The 17,913-nt window shown below is 66.5% G+C and carries 21 protein-coding genes and 1 tRNA gene; 8 read left to right on the forward strand and 14 right to left on the reverse strand.

Annotation, left to right across the window (positions count from 1 at the left end; all coding sequences use genetic code 11):
- The first annotated feature begins 348 nt into the window (after nt 1-348).
- Nucleotides 349-1,902, forward strand: coding sequence for a trimethylamine methyltransferase family protein (locus OE647_RS08510; protein ID WP_263721328.1), 1,554 nt, complete (start codon nt 349-351; stop codon nt 1,900-1,902).
- 120 nt (nt 1,903-2,022) lie between these two features.
- On the opposite strand, the gene OE647_RS08515 is transcribed toward OE647_RS08510, so the two are convergent.
- Nucleotides 2,023-2,334 carry an ETC complex I subunit gene (locus OE647_RS08515; protein ID WP_263721291.1) on the reverse strand — a complete coding sequence of 104 codons (312 nt, stop codon included), beginning with the start codon at nt 2,332-2,334 and terminating at the stop codon, nt 2,023-2,025.
- 131 nt (nt 2,335-2,465) lie between these two features.
- Here OE647_RS08515 and uvrB point away from each other — a divergent pair, with 131 nt between their 5' ends.
- On the forward strand, nt 2,466-4,643 hold the full coding sequence (gene uvrB, locus OE647_RS08520) for an excinuclease ABC subunit UvrB (protein ID WP_263721292.1): 2,178 nt from the start codon (nt 2,466-2,468) through the stop codon (nt 4,641-4,643).
- Nucleotides 4,644-4,966: 323 nt separating this feature from the next.
- On the forward strand, nt 4,967-5,335 hold the full coding sequence (locus OE647_RS08525; protein ID WP_263721293.1) for a hypothetical protein: 369 nt from the start codon (nt 4,967-4,969) through the stop codon (nt 5,333-5,335).
- A gap of 145 nt (nt 5,336-5,480) precedes the next feature.
- Here the strand turns inward: OE647_RS08525 and OE647_RS08530 are convergent.
- A tRNA-Tyr gene (locus OE647_RS08530) sits at nt 5,481-5,564 on the reverse strand.
- A gap of 139 nt (nt 5,565-5,703) precedes the next feature.
- Here OE647_RS08530 and rlmB point away from each other — a divergent pair.
- The 3 genes from rlmB (at nt 5,704) to OE647_RS08545 (ending at nt 7,722) form a co-directional block, all read left to right on the forward strand.
- Nucleotides 5,704-6,501 (forward strand): 23S rRNA (guanosine(2251)-2'-O)-methyltransferase RlmB, encoded by a 798-nt coding sequence (gene rlmB / locus OE647_RS08535; protein ID WP_263721294.1) that lies wholly within the window; start codon nt 5,704-5,706, stop codon nt 6,499-6,501.
- A 118-nt stretch (nt 6,502-6,619) separates the two neighbouring features.
- Nucleotides 6,620-7,081 carry a YHS domain-containing (seleno)protein gene (locus tag OE647_RS08540; protein WP_263721295.1) on the forward strand — a complete coding sequence of 154 codons (462 nt, stop codon included), beginning with the start codon at nt 6,620-6,622 and terminating at the stop codon, nt 7,079-7,081.
- Nucleotides 7,082-7,245: 164 nt separating this feature from the next.
- Nucleotides 7,246-7,722 (forward strand): CoA-binding protein, encoded by a 477-nt coding sequence (locus tag OE647_RS08545; protein WP_263721296.1) that lies wholly within the window; start codon nt 7,246-7,248, stop codon nt 7,720-7,722.
- Nucleotides 7,723-7,836: 114 nt separating this feature from the next.
- On the opposite strand, the gene OE647_RS08550 is transcribed toward OE647_RS08545, so the two are convergent.
- Genes OE647_RS08550 through hisF form a run of 3 tightly spaced genes read right to left on the reverse strand, consistent with a single transcriptional unit; the run spans nt 7,837 to nt 9,442 of the window.
- Complete coding sequence (locus OE647_RS08550; protein ID WP_263721297.1) at nt 7,837-8,148, reverse strand: phosphoribosyl-ATP diphosphatase; 312 nt, start codon at nt 8,146-8,148, stop codon at nt 7,837-7,839.
- Nucleotides 8,145-8,684, reverse strand: coding sequence for a YcxB family protein (locus tag OE647_RS08555; RefSeq protein WP_263721298.1), 540 nt, complete (start codon nt 8,682-8,684; stop codon nt 8,145-8,147). The genes OE647_RS08550 and OE647_RS08555 overlap by 4 nt, the downstream gene beginning before the upstream one ends.
- Nucleotides 8,681-9,442 (reverse strand): imidazole glycerol phosphate synthase subunit HisF, encoded by a 762-nt coding sequence (gene hisF, locus OE647_RS08560; protein ID WP_263721299.1) that lies wholly within the window; start codon nt 9,440-9,442, stop codon nt 8,681-8,683. Before hisF ends, OE647_RS08555 begins: the two co-directional genes overlap by 4 nt.
- Before the next feature lie 97 nt (nt 9,443-9,539).
- On the opposite strand from hisF, the gene OE647_RS08565 reads away from it, so the two are divergent.
- Nucleotides 9,540-10,667 (forward strand): THUMP domain-containing class I SAM-dependent RNA methyltransferase, encoded by a 1,128-nt coding sequence (locus OE647_RS08565; protein ID WP_263721329.1) that lies wholly within the window; start codon nt 9,540-9,542, stop codon nt 10,665-10,667.
- Here OE647_RS08565 and hisA read toward each other — a convergent pair.
- From hisA to hisB, 5 genes are all read right to left on the reverse strand, one after another.
- The gene (gene hisA, locus OE647_RS08570) at nt 10,664-11,380 is read right to left on the reverse strand and encodes a 1-(5-phosphoribosyl)-5-[(5-phosphoribosylamino)methylideneamino]imidazole-4-carboxamide isomerase (RefSeq protein ID WP_263721300.1); all 717 of its coding nucleotides are present in this window, start codon (nt 11,378-11,380) and stop codon (nt 10,664-10,666) included. The two genes, OE647_RS08565 and hisA, sit on opposite strands and share 4 nt — an antisense overlap.
- An 85-nt stretch (nt 11,381-11,465) precedes the next feature.
- On the reverse strand, nt 11,466-11,756 hold the full coding sequence (locus tag OE647_RS08575) for a DUF1330 domain-containing protein (RefSeq protein ID WP_263721301.1): 291 nt from the start codon (nt 11,754-11,756) through the stop codon (nt 11,466-11,468).
- Between the two features lie 75 nt (nt 11,757-11,831).
- A complete protein-coding gene (locus OE647_RS08580; RefSeq protein WP_263721302.1) occupies nt 11,832-12,761 on the reverse strand; it encodes a glutaminase in 930 nt (309 codons plus the stop codon).
- Nucleotides 12,758-13,399 (reverse strand): imidazole glycerol phosphate synthase subunit HisH, encoded by a 642-nt coding sequence (hisH, locus tag OE647_RS08585; protein WP_263721303.1) that lies wholly within the window; start codon nt 13,397-13,399, stop codon nt 12,758-12,760. Before hisH ends, OE647_RS08580 begins: the two co-directional genes overlap by 4 nt.
- Nucleotides 13,396-13,983, reverse strand: coding sequence for an imidazoleglycerol-phosphate dehydratase HisB (gene hisB, locus OE647_RS08590; protein WP_263721304.1), 588 nt, complete (start codon nt 13,981-13,983; stop codon nt 13,396-13,398). Before hisB ends, hisH begins: the two co-directional genes overlap by 4 nt.
- A gap of 213 nt (nt 13,984-14,196) precedes the next feature.
- On the opposite strand from hisB, the gene OE647_RS08595 reads away from it, so the two are divergent.
- The gene (locus OE647_RS08595) at nt 14,197-14,853 is read left to right on the forward strand and encodes a transglutaminase-like cysteine peptidase (protein WP_263721305.1); all 657 of its coding nucleotides are present in this window, start codon (nt 14,197-14,199) and stop codon (nt 14,851-14,853) included.
- Between the two features lie 73 nt (nt 14,854-14,926).
- On the opposite strand, the gene OE647_RS08600 is transcribed toward OE647_RS08595, so the two are convergent.
- The 4 genes from OE647_RS08600 to OE647_RS08615 form a co-directional block, all read right to left on the reverse strand.
- Entirely contained in the window at nt 14,927-15,511 is a 585-nt protein-coding gene (locus OE647_RS08600; RefSeq protein ID WP_263721306.1) for a hypothetical protein, read from the reverse strand.
- Between the two features lie 178 nt (nt 15,512-15,689).
- Nucleotides 15,690-15,992: a hypothetical protein gene (locus OE647_RS08605; RefSeq protein WP_263721307.1), complete on the reverse strand. Its 303-nt coding sequence runs from the start codon at nt 15,990-15,992 to the stop codon at nt 15,690-15,692.
- Nucleotides 15,993-16,433: 441 nt separating this feature from the next.
- On the reverse strand, nt 16,434-17,144 hold the full coding sequence (locus OE647_RS08610; RefSeq protein ID WP_263721308.1) for an aspartate/glutamate racemase family protein: 711 nt from the start codon (nt 17,142-17,144) through the stop codon (nt 16,434-16,436).
- A 1-nt stretch (nt 17,145) separates the two neighbouring features.
- Nucleotides 17,146-17,910 carry an ABC transporter ATP-binding protein gene (locus OE647_RS08615; protein WP_459542708.1) on the reverse strand — a complete coding sequence of 255 codons (765 nt, stop codon included), beginning with the start codon at nt 17,908-17,910 and terminating at the stop codon, nt 17,146-17,148.
- Nucleotides 17,911-17,913 lie beyond the last annotated feature (3 nt).

Raw genomic sequence — 17,913 nt, forward strand, 5'->3', positions numbered from 1 at the left:
TGCGACCTCATTTCCGCGCCCCCATCCGGAAGATCCCCGATGCCGGGCCGTGATCGCTGTTCGACGGGTAAGTGGGCATATGTGTCTTTTTGTGTCGCCAAGATGATTTGAGCGTAGAGCAACCCTTTCCGGGCCTGCCGTTCGTCCCCCTCGGTTCCAATTGGACATTGATGTCGATGACGGCTCTCGAAGCAGCGGTCGTCGCGAAACCTGAGGCGGGTCCGCGAAGCGGCGATTCCCGCCCGAGGCCCATGTCGCATTTCGGCGCGAACGCTTCGCTGGATTGACTGCCGACCGACGGGTGTTGGCCCCACTTTCAGCCGCGTTTTCCAGTCGGAGTGCGAAATGATGATCGAAGAAGCGACACGGCCATCCCGGTCCGGTGGGCGCGGGGCGCGGCGGGCGATGCGGGCGGCGCCGGATTTCGAGATGTTGCCGGCGCTGAAGCGCGGCATTCCCGAGTGCGAGGTCATGGACCCCGCCCGTGTCGAACAGATCGACGAGGCCTCGATGGCGATCCTCGAAGACGTCGGCGTCATCTTCCGCGACGATATCGCGCTGGAGGACTGGCGCCGCGCCGGCGCGGACGTGCGGGGCGAGCGGGTCCACCTGGACCGCGGGCTGGTGCGCGAACTGATTGCCTCGATCCCCTCGGGCTGGACCTACCGGGCGCGCAACGCAGGCCGCAGCCTGCCCTTCGGCGGCAAGCACTCGATCTTCGTGCCGATGACGGGCGCGCCCTTCCTGCGCGATCTGGACGACGTGCGCCGTTGGCCGACGGTTGCGGACCTGAACATGTTCCACAAGCTCAGCCACATGTCCCCGGCTCTGCACTCGACCGCGCACCACATCGTGGAGCCGATGGACATGAAGGTCAGCCACCGCCACCTTCACATCACCTATTCCTCGATGAAGTATTCCGACAAGACCTTCATGGGCATGACGACCTCCGGCAAGAACGCCGAGGACGTGATGGACATGTGCGAGATCCTGTTCGGCCGTGACGTGATGGAGGAAACGCCCGTCACCACTGGCAACTGCAACGGCAACTCGCCGCTCGTCTGGGACGAGACGATGCTGTCGGCGATGCGCGCCTTCGTGAAGCGGCGCCAGCCGGTCCTGTGCTCGCCCTTCGTGCTGGGTGGCGCCAATACGCCCGCCTCGGTCGCGCCCGCCGTGGCGCAGCTGAACGCGGAGGCGCTGTCGGCGCTGGCCTACACCCAGGTCATCCGCAAGGGCGCCCCGGCGATCTATGGCCATTACCTATCGACCGTCTCGATGAAATCGGGCGCGCCGATGGCGGGGACGCCGGAGATCAGCCTGATGAACTTCATGATCGGCCAGATGGCGCGGTTCTACGGCGTGCCCTGGCGGACCTCGAACCTTCTGGGCGGGGCCAAGACCTTCGACGCGCAGGCGGGTTATGAAAGCGCGATGACGATGAACGCGGTGCTGCACGCGGGCGCCAACTACATCTGGCACTCGGCGGGCTGGAACGAGGCGGGGATGCATTGCTCCGTCGCCAAGTTCGTGGTCGACGCCGAGATGTGCGCGATGGGCTACCGCATGGCGGAAGGACCTCGCTGGGACGACTTCGACCTTGCCATGCAGGCGGTGCGCGACGTCGGCCCCGGCGGGCATTACCTGGGCCACCCCCATACGCTGGAAAACTTCGAGCGCGCCTTCTTCATGCCGAAGCTCTTCGACAACAACTCGATCGAACAGTGGCAGGCAGAGGGGGCGGTCGAGATCACCCAGCGCGCGCTGGACCACGCCAGGAAGCTCCTGCGGGACTACGAGGAGCCGAAGCTCGACGAGGGCATCGACGAGGCGCTGCGCGACTACATCGCAAGGCGCGAACGCGAAATCCCCGCCGAGGACGCGCTGAATACCGAGTTCTAGGGCGGGGGCCCTCATTGCCGCAGCAACGATGGTTCCACAATTGAAACGGGCGCCCCTCGGGCGCCCGATGTCTTTGTCAAAGATCGCCGTCGCGGGGCCTTTGGCCCCGCGCCATCGCGCTCAGTGCGTCCAGGCGCCCTTGCGGTCGGTGGCGAAGTTTTCGCCGTAGCCGCGAACGCGGATGTTCGGGGCGCGCTTGTGGGGGGCGGCGACGGTGACGTCGATCCCGCGCTCACGCGCGTAGGCTTCTGCCGCCTCACGGCTGTCGAAGCGCAGGCGGACCTGGTTCTGGGTGTCCGAAGATCCGGTCCAGCCCATCAGCGGGTCGATCTCACGCGCCTCGGCCTGTGGGAATTCCAGCAGCCAGACCTTGGTCTTGCCGGTACCGGACTGCATGGCATTGCGGGCCGGCTGATAGATACGCGCGCGCATGGGGCACCTCCGAGCTGTCGGCCCCTTATCAAAGATGTTCGCGGGAACCGCAAGGGTTCTCAGACCTCCGAAGACACCTTGAACCGGAACAAAAAGTGATCAACTCTGTCGGATCGCGAAGGGATTCGACCATGCCGCACAACAACACCAACATGCCGATGCATCGCCCCGAGGTGCTGACCCGGCCGAAGCTGGAAGGCGGGCGGCGGTTCGTGATGAAGACCGACTTCGCGCCCGCGGGCGACCAGCCGACGGCGATCGCCGAACTGGCCGCGGGCGTGTTCTCGGGCGAACGCGATCAGGTGCTGCTGGGCGCGACCGGCACCGGCAAGACCTTCACCATGGCTAAGGTGATCGAGGAAACCCAGCGGCCGGCGATCATCCTGGCGCCCAACAAGACGCTGGCCGCCCAGCTTTACGGCGAATTCAAGGGCTTCTTCCCCGACAACGCGGTCGAGTACTTCGTCAGCTACTACGACTACTACCAGCCCGAGGCCTATGTGGCCCGGACCGACACCTATATCGAGAAGGAAAGCCAGATCAACGAACAGATCGACCGGATGCGCCACTCGGCCACCCGGGCGCTTCTGGAGCGGGACGATGTGATCATCGTGGCCTCCGTCTCGTGCATCTACGGCATCGGCTCGGTCGAGACCTATTCGGCGATGACCCAGGACATGGCCGTGGGCGGGCTTTACGACCAGCGCAAGTTCCTGGCCGAACTGGTGGCCCAGCAATACCGCCGCCTGGACGCGGCCTTCCAGCGCGGGGCGTTCCGGGTCAAGGGCGACACGGTGGACCTTTGGCCCGCCCACCTTGAAGACCGCGCCTGGCGCTTTTCCTTCTTCGGGGAGGAGTTGGAGGCGATCACCGAGTTCGATCCCCTGACCGGGACCAAGACCGACAGTTTCGAGAAAATCCGCATCTATGCCAACAGCCACTACGTCACCCCGCGCCCGACGCTGCAGCAAGCCATCATCGGCATCCGCAAGGAGCTTGCGCTGCGGCTGAAGCAACTGACCGATGAGGGCAAGCTTCTGGAGGCGCAGCGGCTGGAGCAGCGCTGCAACTTCGACCTGGAGATGCTGGAGGCGACTGGCGTCTGCAACGGGATCGAGAACTATTCACGCTACCTGACCGGCCGAGCGCCGGGCGAACCGCCCCCTACGCTGTTCGAGTTCATCCCCGACCACGCCATCGTCTTCGCCGACGAAAGCCATGTCTCGGTCCCCCAGATCGGCGGCATGTACCGGGGCGACTACCGGCGCAAGTTTACACTGGCCGAACACGGGTTCCGGCTGCCTTCCTGCATGGACAACCGACCACTGAAGTTCGAGGAATGGGACGCGATGCGCCCACAATCGGTCTTCGTCTCGGCCACCCCCGCCGCGTGGGAGATGGAGCAGGCGGGCGGTGTCTTCACCGAACAGGTCATCCGCCCCACCGGGCTTCTCGACCCCGAGGTGGAGATCCGCCCCGTCGAGACCCAGGTCGACGATCTTCTGGACGAGGTGCGCAAGGTCGCGGCCAAGGGCTACCGCACGCTGGTCACGACGCTGACCAAGCGCATGGCCGAGGACCTGACGGAATACATGCACGAACAGGGCATCCGCGTGCGCTACATGCATTCCGACATCGACACGATCGAACGGATCGAGATCCTGCGCGACCTGCGTCTGGGCGCCTTCGACGTGCTCGTCGGCATCAACCTGCTGCGCGAGGGCCTCGACATCCCCGAATGCGGGCTGGTCGCGATCCTCGACGCGGACAAGGAGGGGTTCCTGCGCTCCGAAACCTCGCTGATCCAGACGATCGGCCGGGCCGCGCGCAACGCCGAAGGCCGGGTCATCATGTATGCCGACCGCGTGACCGGCAGCATGGAGCGCGCCTTGGCCGAAACCAACCGGCGGCGCGAGAAGCAGGTCGCCTACAACCTTGAGCACGGGATCACGCCGGCGACGGTCAAGAAGAACGTCGAGGATATTCTTGCGGGCCTCTACAAGGGCGACACCGACCAGTCGCGCGTCACCGCCAAGGTTGACCGCCCGATGGCGGGGGCGAACCTGGCGGCGCATCTTGACGCGCTGCGGCTCCAGATGCGCAAGGCGGCCGAGAACCTGGAGTTCGAGGAGGCGGCGCGGCTGCGCGACGAGATCAAGCGGCTTGAGGCCGTCGAACTCGCTGTCGCCGACGATCCGCTTGCCCGTCAGTCCGCCGTGGACGAGGCGGTGGAGGCCGCGGTCAAATCCTCCGGCCGTTCGACCGCCGGGCGGGCAGGGCAGAGGGGGGGCAAGCGGAGGCGGGGGTAGGGCGCCAGCCGGCACCGGACCCGCACCAACGGCACCTACCCTGCGCCGCGAACACGCCCCGGATCGACATCTCGCGGCGCCGGGCTGGGCTGCGCCGAGAATCCAGCCCGCCAGATGGCCCTAGTTCTGCCGAACTTTCCTCCGATAACGCGCTTGCTTTGTGTGGGCGCACGGCCTTCGATGGCCGGACGATTGAGCCCCGGATTCGATGCAGGTTGAGAGGATAGATGTTCAGGAAAGTTGTTTTGATCGCGCTATCGGCGATATCCGTGTCAGGTTGCGAAGTCGCCGTCATGGCGGAGGCCGAGAAGAACCAGGGCCAAATGACCAGTATGTTCGAGATCACGTTCCCCGCAACGATGCTTGTGGCCTTCGATGGCGGCACGGAGGAGCTTCTGGACGGCAAGTTGATTGGCCATGCCAACGGAAGCGCCAAGTATGACCTGACCGGACCGGTTTGGGGGCATTGCACGGGTGGGTTCACGAAGGCCGGAATAAGCACGCTCGAATGCGAGAACGGTATGAAGATCACCGTGGATATCGGGCCCCAGAAGCCCAAGATGTCGGGGGTGAACGTCGTTTCCGGGACCGCGCTAGGCGTGGCGTTCGTGTCGGCCTTCGGGTGGGGCAACGACGCAAACGAAGGCGCTGTCCGGGCCGCGGTCAAGAGCCACCCAGCATCGGCGACATAAGGAATACTCAGGCTGTTGGCTGCGGGAAGCGGAGGTGGCAAAAGCCGTTCGGCAGGCGCAAATATGGCCCGCAAGGCGCATGATCTGTCCCGCCATTGAGGCCATCTGCCAATCATGCGGCGTAAGTCATTGATTGGGTGGGGAGTGGTGGGCGACCCTGGAATCGAACCAGGCGTGGGTCTCCCCGGCGGAGTTACAGTCCGCTGCCGCACCTTGCAGCCCGTCGCCCTTGGCCGCATCTTTCGAAGCGGCGCGAGGCGGTGGATAGCGCTCCGCCCGCTGTGCGTCAACCGCAAAATGGGGCCTTCGCGCGCAAAGGCTTGCCAGCCGCCGCAGCCCGTGTCAGAGCGGGTCGAAAGGGGACTGACATGGCCGGACAAAAGACCAAAAAGCCCAAGTGGGTGATCGAAAAAGAACGCTCGCGCCGGGCTTCGGCGGCCGAGACGGTCTGGCTTTTCGGACTTCATGCGGTGCGTGACGCGCTCGGCAACCCGATGCGCGACAAGCTTCGCCTCGTGCTGACGAAGAACGCGGCCGACCGCCTTGGCGCGGCGGTGACGGAATCGGGCCTGACCCCCGAGATCGTGGATGCCCGCAGCTTCGACAGCCATGTGCCGATCGACGCTGAGAGCGTCCATCAGGGCGCGGCACTGGAGGTCCGGCCGCTGGACTGGGGCAAGCTTGCTGATATTTGCGCGCCGGGGCGGGACCAACCCCTCGTCTTGCTGCTCGACCGGGTGACGGACCCGCATAACGTCGGCGCCATCCTGCGTTCGGCCGAGGTTTTCGGCGCGCGCGCCGTGATCGCGCCGCACCGCCATTCCGCCCCCGAGACCGGGGCGCTTGCCAAGACCGCGAGCGGCGCGCTGGAGCGCCAGCCCTATGTCCGCGTCGGCAACCTGGCCGAGGCGATGGAGGCGCTGAAGGCGATGGGCTACGTGCTCCTGGGCCTCGACGGGGAGGCCGAGGGTATGCTGGCCGAAACGCTTGCAGGTCTGGGCGATCGGCCCGTGGGGCTGGTCCTGGGCGCCGAAGGGCCGGGGCTTCGCGACAAGACGCGCGAGACCTGCGACGCGCTGGTGAAGATCCCCTTCGCGGGTGGCTTCGGGTCGCTCAATGTTTCAAACGCCGCGGCGGTCGCGCTTTACGCCGCGCGCACCCGGTAACGGCGGCGCACTGGCCTTCACGCTTTCGGGAGAGCGGTTTTCAACGCGCCTGCGCGATGGCATGTTGACAGGCGGAAAGGCGGGGCCCCATCAGGCCCGGCGAAGAACGGAGAAAGAGATGCGCGCCAGCCGTCGTGCCATTCTGGCGGCAATGATCATGATCCCGGTCGTGGGATCGATCCTGCGGCCCGCCTTGGCGGAGGAGCCTGCCGTCTATGCGCCTGCGGGCGTGGCGCTGGGGGGCTACGATGTCGTTGCCTATTTCACCAAGGGCCAGCCCATGATGGGCTCTGAGGCGTTCGAGATCATGTGGCACGGGGCCATGTGGCGCTTCGTCTCCGCCGAATCGCTGATGGAGTTCGAGATGAACCCGGCGGCCTTCGCACCGCAATACGGCGGCTATTGTGCTTATTCGGTTTCACAAGGCGCGGTCGCCTCGTCCATGCCCAAGGCATTCCTGCTGCGCGACGGCAAGCTCTACCTCGGCCATAACATGGAGGCCCTGGAACTGTTGAGCCAAGATCTGGCGGCGAACATCGCGCGCGCCGACGCGCATTGGCCCGCCGTGATCGGTCGCTGACGATCACATTATGGCGATGGGTCTTTAATAATCCTGCAAAGATGCCAATATATCACTATCGAAGCACGGCTACGGAACTGCCGAGCTTCAGTTCACTGTCCCTCGTTCCGCGACTGGCGCCCGACCCCTTGGATCGGGCGCCTTTTTCTGGCACGGGGTGCCGTATGCCCGATTATTCCGATCGATTCCTGACCCAGACGCTCAAGATGGTGCGCACCATCGCCATGGTGGGCTTTTCGCCCAACCCGGTGCGGCCGTCCTATTTCGTGGCCCGCTACCTTGGTCTGAAGGGCTACCGGGTGATTCCCATCAATCCCGGCCATGCGGGCGAACGGGTGCTGGGCGAGGTGATCCACGCCGACCTCGCCTCGATCCCGAAGGATATCCGGGTGGACATGGTCGACATCTTCCGCCGGCCCGAGGCAGTGCCCGCCATCGTCGAGACGGCGCTGGCGGAACTGCCGCATCTGAAGGTGGTCTGGATGCAGATCGGGGTCGAGAACGCGGAAGCCGCGGCGATGGCGGAAGCGCGCGGGCTGCGCGTGATCCAGAACCGCTGCCCCAAGATCGAGTATCAGCGGCTGTTCGGCGAGCTGCGCATGGGCGGTTTCGCAACAGGGCTCATTTCCGCGAAACTCTGATGCGGCGGGTGTTGGGCGGGCACCGTCCGCGGGGGGATCGACCCCCCTTGGCCGGACGGCCTGGCGGCCGCGCCTCCGGCGGGAGTATTTGGGCCAGACTGAAAGAGCGGAGGGTCAGCCCCGCGACGCCTTTTCGGCGATGCCCGACGTGCCTTCGCGGCGGGCGAGTTCGGCGAGAACGTCGTCAAGGGCGACATCACGCGCGGCGAGCATCACGAGCAGGTGGTAGAGAACGTCGGCCGCCTCGGACGTGAGGCGCGCGCGGTCGCCCTTGACCGCTTCGATGATGGCCTCGATCGCCTCTTCGCCGAATTTCTCGGCGCATTTTTCGGGCCCCTTGGCCAGAAGCTTCGCGGTCCAGGAGCTTTCGGGATCGGCGCCCTTGCGGGCGGTGATTGTGGCGGCGAGGCGTTCAAGCGGCGTCAAGGCGCGGCTCCTCTGCTGGCGACCAACTGGGCGCGGAGCTCACTCAGCGTGTCCTGCTGATCGGTGGGGTCTCGGAAAGCGCGGGAAGGGATGGGGATGTAGTCCATCGCCCCGATCATGATCAGCAGGCCGTCCTTGCCGGGGATGATGTCGATAATCCCGGGCCAGAAGACGGTGCTGCGCGAGGTGGCGGAGGCGAGGGTGATCCCGTCCTCGGAGGTCGTCAGCGCGATTGCTCCGCTTCTGGTCGGCGCATCCGCCACGGCCTGCCAGAGCCGTTCGCGCCTTCGCCTCAGGGCCGCGAGAAGGAAGAGGTAGGCGGCACCGAAGATGACAAAGAACTCGAATCCTCGTGACCGGTAGCCGAGCCTGACCGCCAGGTGGGCCCCAAGGAGACCGATCGCCAGGATGACGACGAAGAGCAATCCCGCATGGCGCAGGCCCCAGGGCATAAGGCGCCGCGTCAGCTGGCCGCAGGTGGCCTGGTGGTCGTAGCCGTCAAGCGTGAAGCTGAAGCTGCGCTCCGGTTGGCTCATTCCAGCCTCATCGGGATGCCGGCGCGGGCCATGTGTTCCTTGGCCTCGCGGATGGTGTAGGTGCCGAAGTGGAAGATGGATGCGGCGAGGACGGCCGAGGCATGGCCCTCGGTCACGCCCTCGGCAAGGTGGTCAAGCGTGCCGACGCCGCCCGAGGCGATCACCGGCAGGTCCACCGCGTCGGCGATGGCGCGGGTGAGCGGGATGTTGAAGCCTGCGCGGGTGCCGTCGCGGTCCATCGAGGTCAGCAGAATCTCGCCCGCGCCCTTGGCCGCGACGGTGCGCGCGAAGGCCACGGCGTCGATGCCGGTTGGGCGGCGCCCGCCGTGGGTGAAGATCTCCCACCGGCCGGGCGCCACCGTCTTGGCGTCGATCGCGACGACGATGCACTGCGACCCGAAGCGGTCGGCGGCCTCGGCCACGACGTCGGGGTTTGCGACGGCGGCGGAGTTGAAGCTGACCTTGTCGGCGCCCGCCAGAAGCAGCGCGCGTACGTCTTCGTGGCTGCGCACGCCGCCGCCCACGGTCAGCGGGATGTAGCATTGTTCCGCCGTGCGGGTCACGAGATCGAACATCGTGCCGCGGTTTTCATGCGTCGCGTGGATGTCGAGAAAGCAGAGCTCGTCTGCGCCGGCCGCGTCATAGGCCTTGGCGGCCTCCACCGGGTCGCCTGCGTCGATCAGGTCGACGAAGTTGACACCCTTGACCACGCGGCCATCGGCCACGTCGAGGCAGGGGATGATGCGGGTCTTGAGCATGGGGGAGGTCCTTTCGGCGCCTTGTCTAAACCGTATCCCGTGGCGCGCCAAGGGTTCCCCCCTCGCCACCGCCGGGAAATCGCGCTATGGCGCCGGGATGGATGCCGCAACCCCACCGTTTGAGATCTTTCTGGCCGCCCTTCCGGGGTTTGAGCCGCTTCTGGCCGAGGAGGCGCGGGCCGTTGGGCTGCCGGGGGTCCAGGAAGTGCCCGGCGGCGTGACGTGCACGGGCGGCTGGCCGGACGTCTGGCGCGCGAACCTTGCGCTTCGGGGCGCAAGCCGGGTGCTGGTACGGATCGGGGGGTTCCGCGCCTTTCACCTGGCGCAGCTCGATAAGCGGGCACGGCGGTTTCCTTGGGGCGATGTCCTGCGCCCCGGTGCGACCGTGCGGGTGGAGGCCACCTGCCGCCGGTCCAAGATCTACCACGCGGGGGCGGCGACCCAGAGGATCGTGCGCGCCCTGGTCGAGACCCTAGGCGCACGCGAGGCCGAGGAGGGGGAGGCGGCGATCCGGCTTCTGGCACGGATCGAGGATGACCTCGTCACCTTCTCGCTCGACACCTCAGGCGAGCCCCTGCACCGGCGCGGGCACAAGGTGGCCGTGAACAAGGCGCCACTGCGTGAGACGATGGCGGCGATGTTCCTGCGCGACTGCGGCTACGACGGGGCGGAGCCGGTTCTGGACCCGATGTGCGGATCGGGCACCTTCGTGATCGAGGCGGCGGAGATCGCGGCAGGCCTGATGCCGGGCCGCAGCCGCGCTTTCGCGTTCGAGGATTTTGCGGGCTTTGACGCGGGGGCCTGGGGGGCGATGAAGGCCGGCGTCAGCCCGCGGGCTCCGGTTCAACGCTTTTACGGTTCGGACCGGGATGCGGGTGCCATCCGGATGTCGCGCGACAATGCCGAAAGGGCAGGGGTGGCGGAGTTCTGCACCTTCGCGTGCCATCCCGTCAGCGATCTGGCCCCGCCCGAGGGGGCCCCGGGTCTGGTCATGGTCAACCCGCCCTATGGCGCGCGGATCGGCGGCAACCGGAACCTGCTGTTCGGGCTATACGCGGCGCTTGGCGGAGTCCTGAAAGAGCGCTTCGGCGGTTGGCGCGTGGGCCTGGTCACCTCGGACGCGGGGCTCGCGAAGGCTACGGGCCTTCCCTTCGCCGCGCCGGGGCCGGAGATCCCGCATGGCGGCATCAAGGTCCGGCTGTGGAAGACCGGGGCGCTGGGTTAACCCAGCGCCGTGATCGCCTGCGCCAGGTCTATCGCCCCGTCATAAAGCGCGCGTCCCGAGATCGCGCCCGCGATGACGCCGGTATCGCGCAGCGCGATCAGATCCTCCAGCGACGACACCCCGCCTGAGGCGATGACCGGGATCGAGACGGCGCGCGCCAGCGCCTCGGTCGCGGCGATGTTCGGGCCCTGCATCGCGCCGTCGCGCATGATGTCGGTGTAGATGATCGCGGCAACACCTGCGTCCTCGAAGCTTTTCGCAAGGTCGGTGACCAGCACGTCGGTCTCCTCGGCCCAGCCCTTGGTCGCCACGCGGCCGCCGCGCGCGTCGATACCAACCGCGACCCGGCCCGGAAAGGCGCGCGCGGCCTCGCGCACCAGCGCGGGGTTCTCGACCGCCACGGTCCCGAGGATCACCCGCGCCAGCCCCTTTTCCAGCCACATGGAGATCGTCGCCATGTCACGGATGCCGCCGCCCAGCTGGCAGGGCACCTTGACGCGCGCCAGGATCGCTTCGACGGCGGCGGCGTTGACGGGCTGGCCCGCGAAGGCGCCGTTCAAGTCAACGAGGTGGACCCACTCGCAGCCCGCGGCCTCGAACTTGGCGGCCTGCGCGGCGGGGTCGTCGCCAAACACGGTGGCCTTGTCCATTTCTCCGTGCAGGAGCCGCACGCACTGGCCGTCCTTCAGATCGATGGCGGGATAAAGGATCATGGGCGGCCTCCGGCTGACGTTTCGGCGCGCTGATGCCACAGGGGGCGCAGGATGGAAAGGGGGAGGGCGCCGGCCCGGCCATCCCCTAGTAGGCAGCGTCCACGATCAGCGCGTGACAGGTGGCGTTGTTCAGGCGGTCATGGACGATCGCCTGGTAAGCGGGGGAGTTGTACCAGCCCTCCGCCGCCTCGCGACTGGGGAATTCGAGAACGGCCATGCGCTCGTGCGACCATGCGCCCTCCAGTGTCGTCCACTTGCCGCCCCGGACGAGGAACCTGCCGCCGAAGGCCTCGATTGTGGGCATGACCTTGGAGCGGTAGGCCTCGAACCCGTCCATGTCGTGAATCGTTTCGAGAAAGATCGCGAGCGCGCGCATCCTGTGCCCTCCTGTCAAGCGGTTCGCGGCCAGAGTGCCCCAAGCGCGCGAGTCGCGCCATGGGGGCTGCGGGGTTCAGCCGAAGACCGACCAGCCCATCCGGCGCGCGAGGGTTTCGACCGCCTCCGTCCCGAGCTTGGAGTTGCCCTGCGCGTTCAGCCCCGGCGACCAGACCGCGATGGAGGCCCGCCCCGGCGCGATCACAAGAATGCCGCCGCCCACGCCGGACTTGCCAGGCAGGCCAACCCGGTAGGCGAAGTCGCCCGATCCGTCGTAATGCCCGCAGGTCAGCATCAGCGCGTTGATCCGGCGGACCCGCCCGGGCGCCACCATGCGCGGCATGCCGGGCGCGCCCATCAGGAAGCGCCCCGCGCGCGCAAGCTGGGTGCAGGTCATCTCGACCGCGCATTGGTGAAAATAGGCCCCCAGCGTCAGTTCCGGCGCGTTCTCGAGGTTTCCGTGGGATCGCATGTAATGCGCCAGCGCGAAGTTGCGGTGGCCGGTCTCGGTTTCGGACCGCGCGACCGCATCGTTGATGTGGATGTCGTCGTCCGAGGCTGCCGCCCGGATGAAGCGCAAAAGCTCGCCCAGGTATTCGCGCGGCGCGTGGCCCGCCAGGGCCGCGTCGGTAACCACGATGGCGCCCGCGTTGATGAAGGGGTTTCGAGGGATACCCTGTTCATGTTCGAGTTGCAGGATGGAGTTGAAGGCGAGGCCCGAGGGTTCGCGCCCGACGCGCGACCAGAGCCGGTCGCCCAGCCGCCCGAGCGCGATCGCCAGCGCGAAGACCTTGGAGACCGACTGGATCGAGAAGGGTACCTCGGCATCGCCGACCGAATGCTGGCTGCCGTCGGCCAGGACCACCGACAGGCCGAACTGCGAGGGGTCGATGGCGGCGAGTTCGGGGATGTAATCGGCCACGCGTCCCCGGTCGGCCTCGGCGGCAGCGCGGGCCCCGATCTCGGCCAGGACTTCGGCCAGAAGTTCCGCCTGGGACGCGGTCATGGCCGCCAGGTCAGGAAGTTCTCGATCAGGCGCAGCCCCACCGTCTGGCTCTTTTCCGGGTGGAACTGGGCGCCAACGACATTGTCGCGCCCGACGATCGCGGCGATGTCGCCGCCGTAATCGACATGCGCCAGCCGATGCGCCGGGTCATCCACGCGGAAATGGTAGGAGTGGACGAAATAGGCGTGCTGGCCGGTCGCGATCCCGTCGAGCACCGGATGGGGGTGGTCGATCACCAGGTCGTTCCAGCCCATGTGCGGCACCTTCATCGACGGGTCGGTGGGCGTGATGCGCACCACCTCGCCGGGAATCCAGCCGAAGCCGCGCGTGTCATGATATTCCCGCCCCCAGGTGGCGAGCATCTGCATCCCGATGCAGATGCCGAGGAAGGGGCGCGCCTTGTGCGTGACGGCCTCCTCGATCGCCTCGAACAGGCCGGTAAAACGGGTCAGCGCCTCCCGGCAGGACGGGAAGGCCCCGTCCCCCGGCAGCACGATCCGGTCGGCGCGCGCCACATCCTCGGGCCGCGAGGAGACCATGACCGAACCGGCCCCGGCCTCTGCGGCCATGCGCTGGAAGGCCTTCTCGGCGGAGTGCAGGTTGCCGCTGTCGTAGTCAACAAGGACCGTCAGGCTCACAGCGCACCTTTGGTGGAGGGAAGCGCACCGGCCATCCGCGGGTCCGGCTCGACCGCCATGCGCAGCGCGCGGGCGACAGCCTTGAAGGCGGCCTCGGCGATGTGGTGGCTGTTGAGCCCGTGAACCTTGTCCACATGCAGCGTGATCCCGCCGTGGGTGGACAACGCCTGGAAGAATTCCCGCACCAGCTCGGTGTCGAACGTGCCGATCTTGGCCGTGGGGAAGTCGAGGTTCCAGACCAGGTAGGGCCGCCCCGACAGGTCCAGCGCCGAGGCGACCTGCGTGTCGTCCATCGCCAAAGCGAAATGGCCATAGCGGCGGATGCCGCGCTTGTCGTCAAGCGCACGGGCGAGCGCCTGGCCGATGGCGATGCCGGTGTCCTCGACCGTGTGGTGATCGTCGATATGCAGGTCGCCCTTGGCCCGCACCGTCAGATCGATCAGTGAATGGCGCGACAACTGATCCAGCATGTGGTCGAAGAACCCCACGCCGGTTTCGTTCGAATAGACCCCCGTCCCGTCGAGGTTCAGCGTCACGCTGATCTCGGTTTCGGCGGTATTCCGCGTGATCGTGGCCTGACGCATGGCGATCCCCCGCTCGTGTCCTTGGCGGCGTTATAGGCAGGACTTCCGCCGTCGCCAAGCCTTGGTTAGGTCGGGCGGGCCGGTTCGAGTGTTTCGAAATTGGAAATGCCCGCCGGCAACTGTTCGCCTTTCGCGGAAAAGCCATGGTGCGGGCCAACTTTTGCCACGCAGCAGGTGCTTCTTCGTCCTTGGGGGAAAGTGAAGAGGCTGCCGATGCGATCGACATTCGAGAGCGCTGAAAGGATCGAGCGAGACGGGGCGGGCCGGGGGGCGCGTCTGGGGGCGGGGTTCGCCTTGGCGCTGGCGCTTGTCTTCGGGCTTCAAGCCGCGGGGCCGACTGCGGCGGCGGAAGGCACGACGCTGACGCCGCGCAAATCGATCGCGGCACCGGAGGGCTTCGGGGATGTCTGCGCGCGCTACCAATGGGCCTGCGCCAAGGGGAGCGCGGACCAGATGAATGCCCGGGCGCTTCTGAAGCTCGCGCAGGACGTCAACAGCGCGGTGAACCGCCGCTACCGGCAGGTGACCGACCGCCGCCAATACGGAACCGAGGAGTTCTGGGCGCTGCCGACCAGTGCCCGCGGCGGCGATTGCGAGGATTTCGCCCTGGCGAAGAAGATGTCGCTGATCGAGGCGGGCGTCTCCCCCGCGCGGCTTCTGATCGCGACGGTTCTGGACCGCAAGAGGGGACTCCACGCTGTTCTGGTCATGCGGACCGAGGCGGGGGATTTCGTGCTCGACAATCTCCGCAACCGGGTGAGCGGCTGGCAGGATACCGGCTATACCTTCCTTCGGATGCAGGACCCGAGCGCGCCGTCGCGCTGGCAGGCGGTCTTCGCCGGTGGGATCTTCGGACGCCAAAGCACCTGACGGACATCAGGCCTGAATTTCCCCGGCGCTTAGCGCGCGCCGGGGAACGCGTTAGTCCTGGCTGGCGAGCGGACTAAAGCCCGTTATGCCCGGGGTTGCCGTCGTCGCTGCAGCCGCCGCCCTTGCAATCGCCCTCGTCGCCATTGCCCAGGCCGTTGTTGTCCTTCTTACCACCCGGATCGGTGCCGGGATCAGTCCCCGGATCAGTACCGGGATCAGTCCCCGGATCAGTCCCCGGGTCGGTACCGGGATCAGTCCCCGGGTCGGTACCGGGATCAGTCCCCGGGTCGGTCCCAGGATCAGTCCCCGGATCGGTGCCGGGATCGGTCCCCGGATCGGTGCCGGTTGGAGTCGTGCTTCCCCCCGTGTCACCCGTCGCGGTTGTGATCGTCGCCGTCGCCCCATTGGTCAGGACGGCCGCCACGGCCGGGCAGTGCTCAAGCGTATAGTCGAGAAGTTCGGCGAAGTACTTGCTTCTCTGGATCCGCGTCAGCTCGCTGCGCTTGAACTCCTTGCGCGAACACAATTCGTAGAGGAAATCGTCGGACATCGAAACGTTGCGGATCGCCGCGAAGCTGCCGGTCGCATAAAGCGACGCCGAAGCGGCTGTTGAAAGGACCAGTGCCGTGAACAGCAAGGTCCCGGACCTGATAGTCATCACATTACTCCCCACACAATCCGGGAACACCCGCTGTGCCGCCCGGTACCGCCCCATTCTGCCCCCCAAGGAAGGGTTCGTGTCAATAAAGGGGCGAAAATATGTCCAGAACGTGACCTTTAGGCTTTCTGGGCGGTTGCGAAAAGCGAGCGGGCGGCTGTTCTTGCGCTGAGTGTGGTCAGTCTCCGGCTTTCGGCGGTGGCGCGCTGGTGACGGCGCCCGTAGCGCCTTCGGTCAGGACCGCCGCGACGTTCGGGCAGAATTGTAGCGTGAATTCAATGATATCCACAAATTGATCTGACTTTCTAAGGGCATCGATCTCGGCGGATGAGAGGGCGCTGCGCTGGCAAAGAAGCTCTAGCCCCTGGTCATCCCAAGCGCGGTCCGGTAGCGACGCGCGGGCATCCGTCATACCCAATACGGACAGGGCAGCGGCCAGAGACAGGAATTTGGCTGCTTTTTCTGCGCTCATGATCACCATTGCCGGTCAGAAACCGATCACGATGTGCGATTTCGCACCGAAACAGCACGACCGATCGCGAGAAGTGTGTCAACAAAATGGCAAAATGATCGACTCGCGGGGCATCGGGCCGGCGACAATACGCAGTAAAGCCATGAAAAAGCCACAATTGTGAAACTGTGCGGCACCTGGGGGGTGGGACGCAAGACTGAGTCAGAGCTTGGTGAGGCTGGTTCTTCGCCTGTCCGGACGCCGCGTCGGACCGCCGGGAACAGGCGCTTCCGGGAGGCACCGACCGGCGGCCATGAAGGTTGGCCATCGGGTCGCTGGCCCCACAGCTACGGCCGACCGGTCTTGGCAGGTGGCGCCCCAGTTCGCGACGCAAGCTCACGCAATGTCGGCGCCACGTCGGGTGCGGCTCTGGCGAAATGTGCGGTAGCCTTGCGGCTTTGGGTTGCGCCCTCAGGCCGAGGCGAGAAGCTTCTGCGTCGGCGGCGGTGCGTAGCCGCCAAGGCGCGAGGTGCGCAGCTTCAGCCCGACCATGGCCTCGGCCAGGCGGATGGCGCAGGATACGCCGTCGAGCACCGGCAGCCCATGTTCTAGCGAGAGCCGTTCGGCCAGATCGGCCATGCCCGCGCAGCCCAGGACGATCGCCTCGGCCCGATCCTCCGCCACGGCGCGGCCGATTTCCGTGCTGATGCGGTTGCAGGCGTTGGAGCCCGGATGCTCCAGTTCCAGCACCGCCACGTCGGAAGAGCGGACGCGGGCGCAGCGCGCCGCGAGGCCGTAGCGGCTCAGGTTGTGTTCCAATGCGGGCACCGACCGCGCCAGCGTCGTGACGACCGAGAACTTGTTGGCCAGCATGGAGGCGAAGTGATACGCGGCCTCTCCGATCCCGATGACGGGGCGGTCGGTCAGGCAGCGCGCCGCGTCAAGGCCCGTATCGTCGAAGCAGGCGATGATGAAAGCGTCGGCATCCGTCGCGTTCTGGATAAGCTGCAGGAGACCCGGGACGCTCATCGCCTCGTCATAGTAGCCCTCGATCGAGACCGGACCGCGGAGCGGGTTGAGGGCCACCACCTCGGTCCCCGGGCTTGCCGCGGCGCGGGCGGCCGCGCCGATCTTCTCGGTCATCGAGACGGTGGAGTTGGGATTGATCACCAGAACGCGCATGTCAGAGCTCCCCGCCGAGATAGGCGGCCTTGATCCGTTCGTCGTGCATGAGGTCGGCGGACGGGCCCGACAGCACGACCTGTCCCGTCGAAAGCGCATAGGTCCGGTTCGAAATCGACAGCGCCATGCGGCTGTTCTGTTCGACCAGAAGCACGCTGACGCCCTCGTCCCGGCTGATCGCGACGATCGCGCGCGCGATATCCTGCACGAGCTTCGGCGCAATCCCGAGGCTCGGTTCATCCAGAAGCAGCAGGCGCGGCTTGGCCATGAGGGCGCGGCCGATCACCATCATCTGCTGTTCGCCCCCCGAAAGGGTGCTGGCCTGCTGGTTGAACCGCTCCCGCAGGCGTGGGAACCGCGTCAGCACGCTTTCGAGCGTCTGATCGATGCCCGCCTTGTCGGTTCGGGTGAAGGCCCCCATCAGGAGGTTGTCCTTCACGCTCATCAGCGGAAAGACGCGGCGGCCTTCGGGCACCATGGCGATGCCGCTGCGGACGATGTCGGCCGCCGGACGGCCATCGAGCCTTTCGCCGAGGTAGGTGATCCGGCCGGACTTGATCTTGCGCAGCCCCGTGATGGCCCGCAGGATCGAGGACTTGCCCGCGCCGTTCGCGCCGATCAGCGCGACGGTTTCCCCCTCCATCAGTTCGATGGAGACGCCTTTCAGCGCATAGACATGGTCATAGTAAAGCTCGACATTCTCGAAGCTCAGCATTTGCCGGGGCGCGGGGGCCGCCGAAGTCTGGGTCGATGCGGTCTGGGTCATGGC

The organism is Albidovulum sediminicola, from assembly GCF_025751575.1.
GTDB classification, from domain to species: domain Bacteria; phylum Pseudomonadota; class Alphaproteobacteria; order Rhodobacterales; family Rhodobacteraceae; genus Albidovulum; species Albidovulum sediminicola.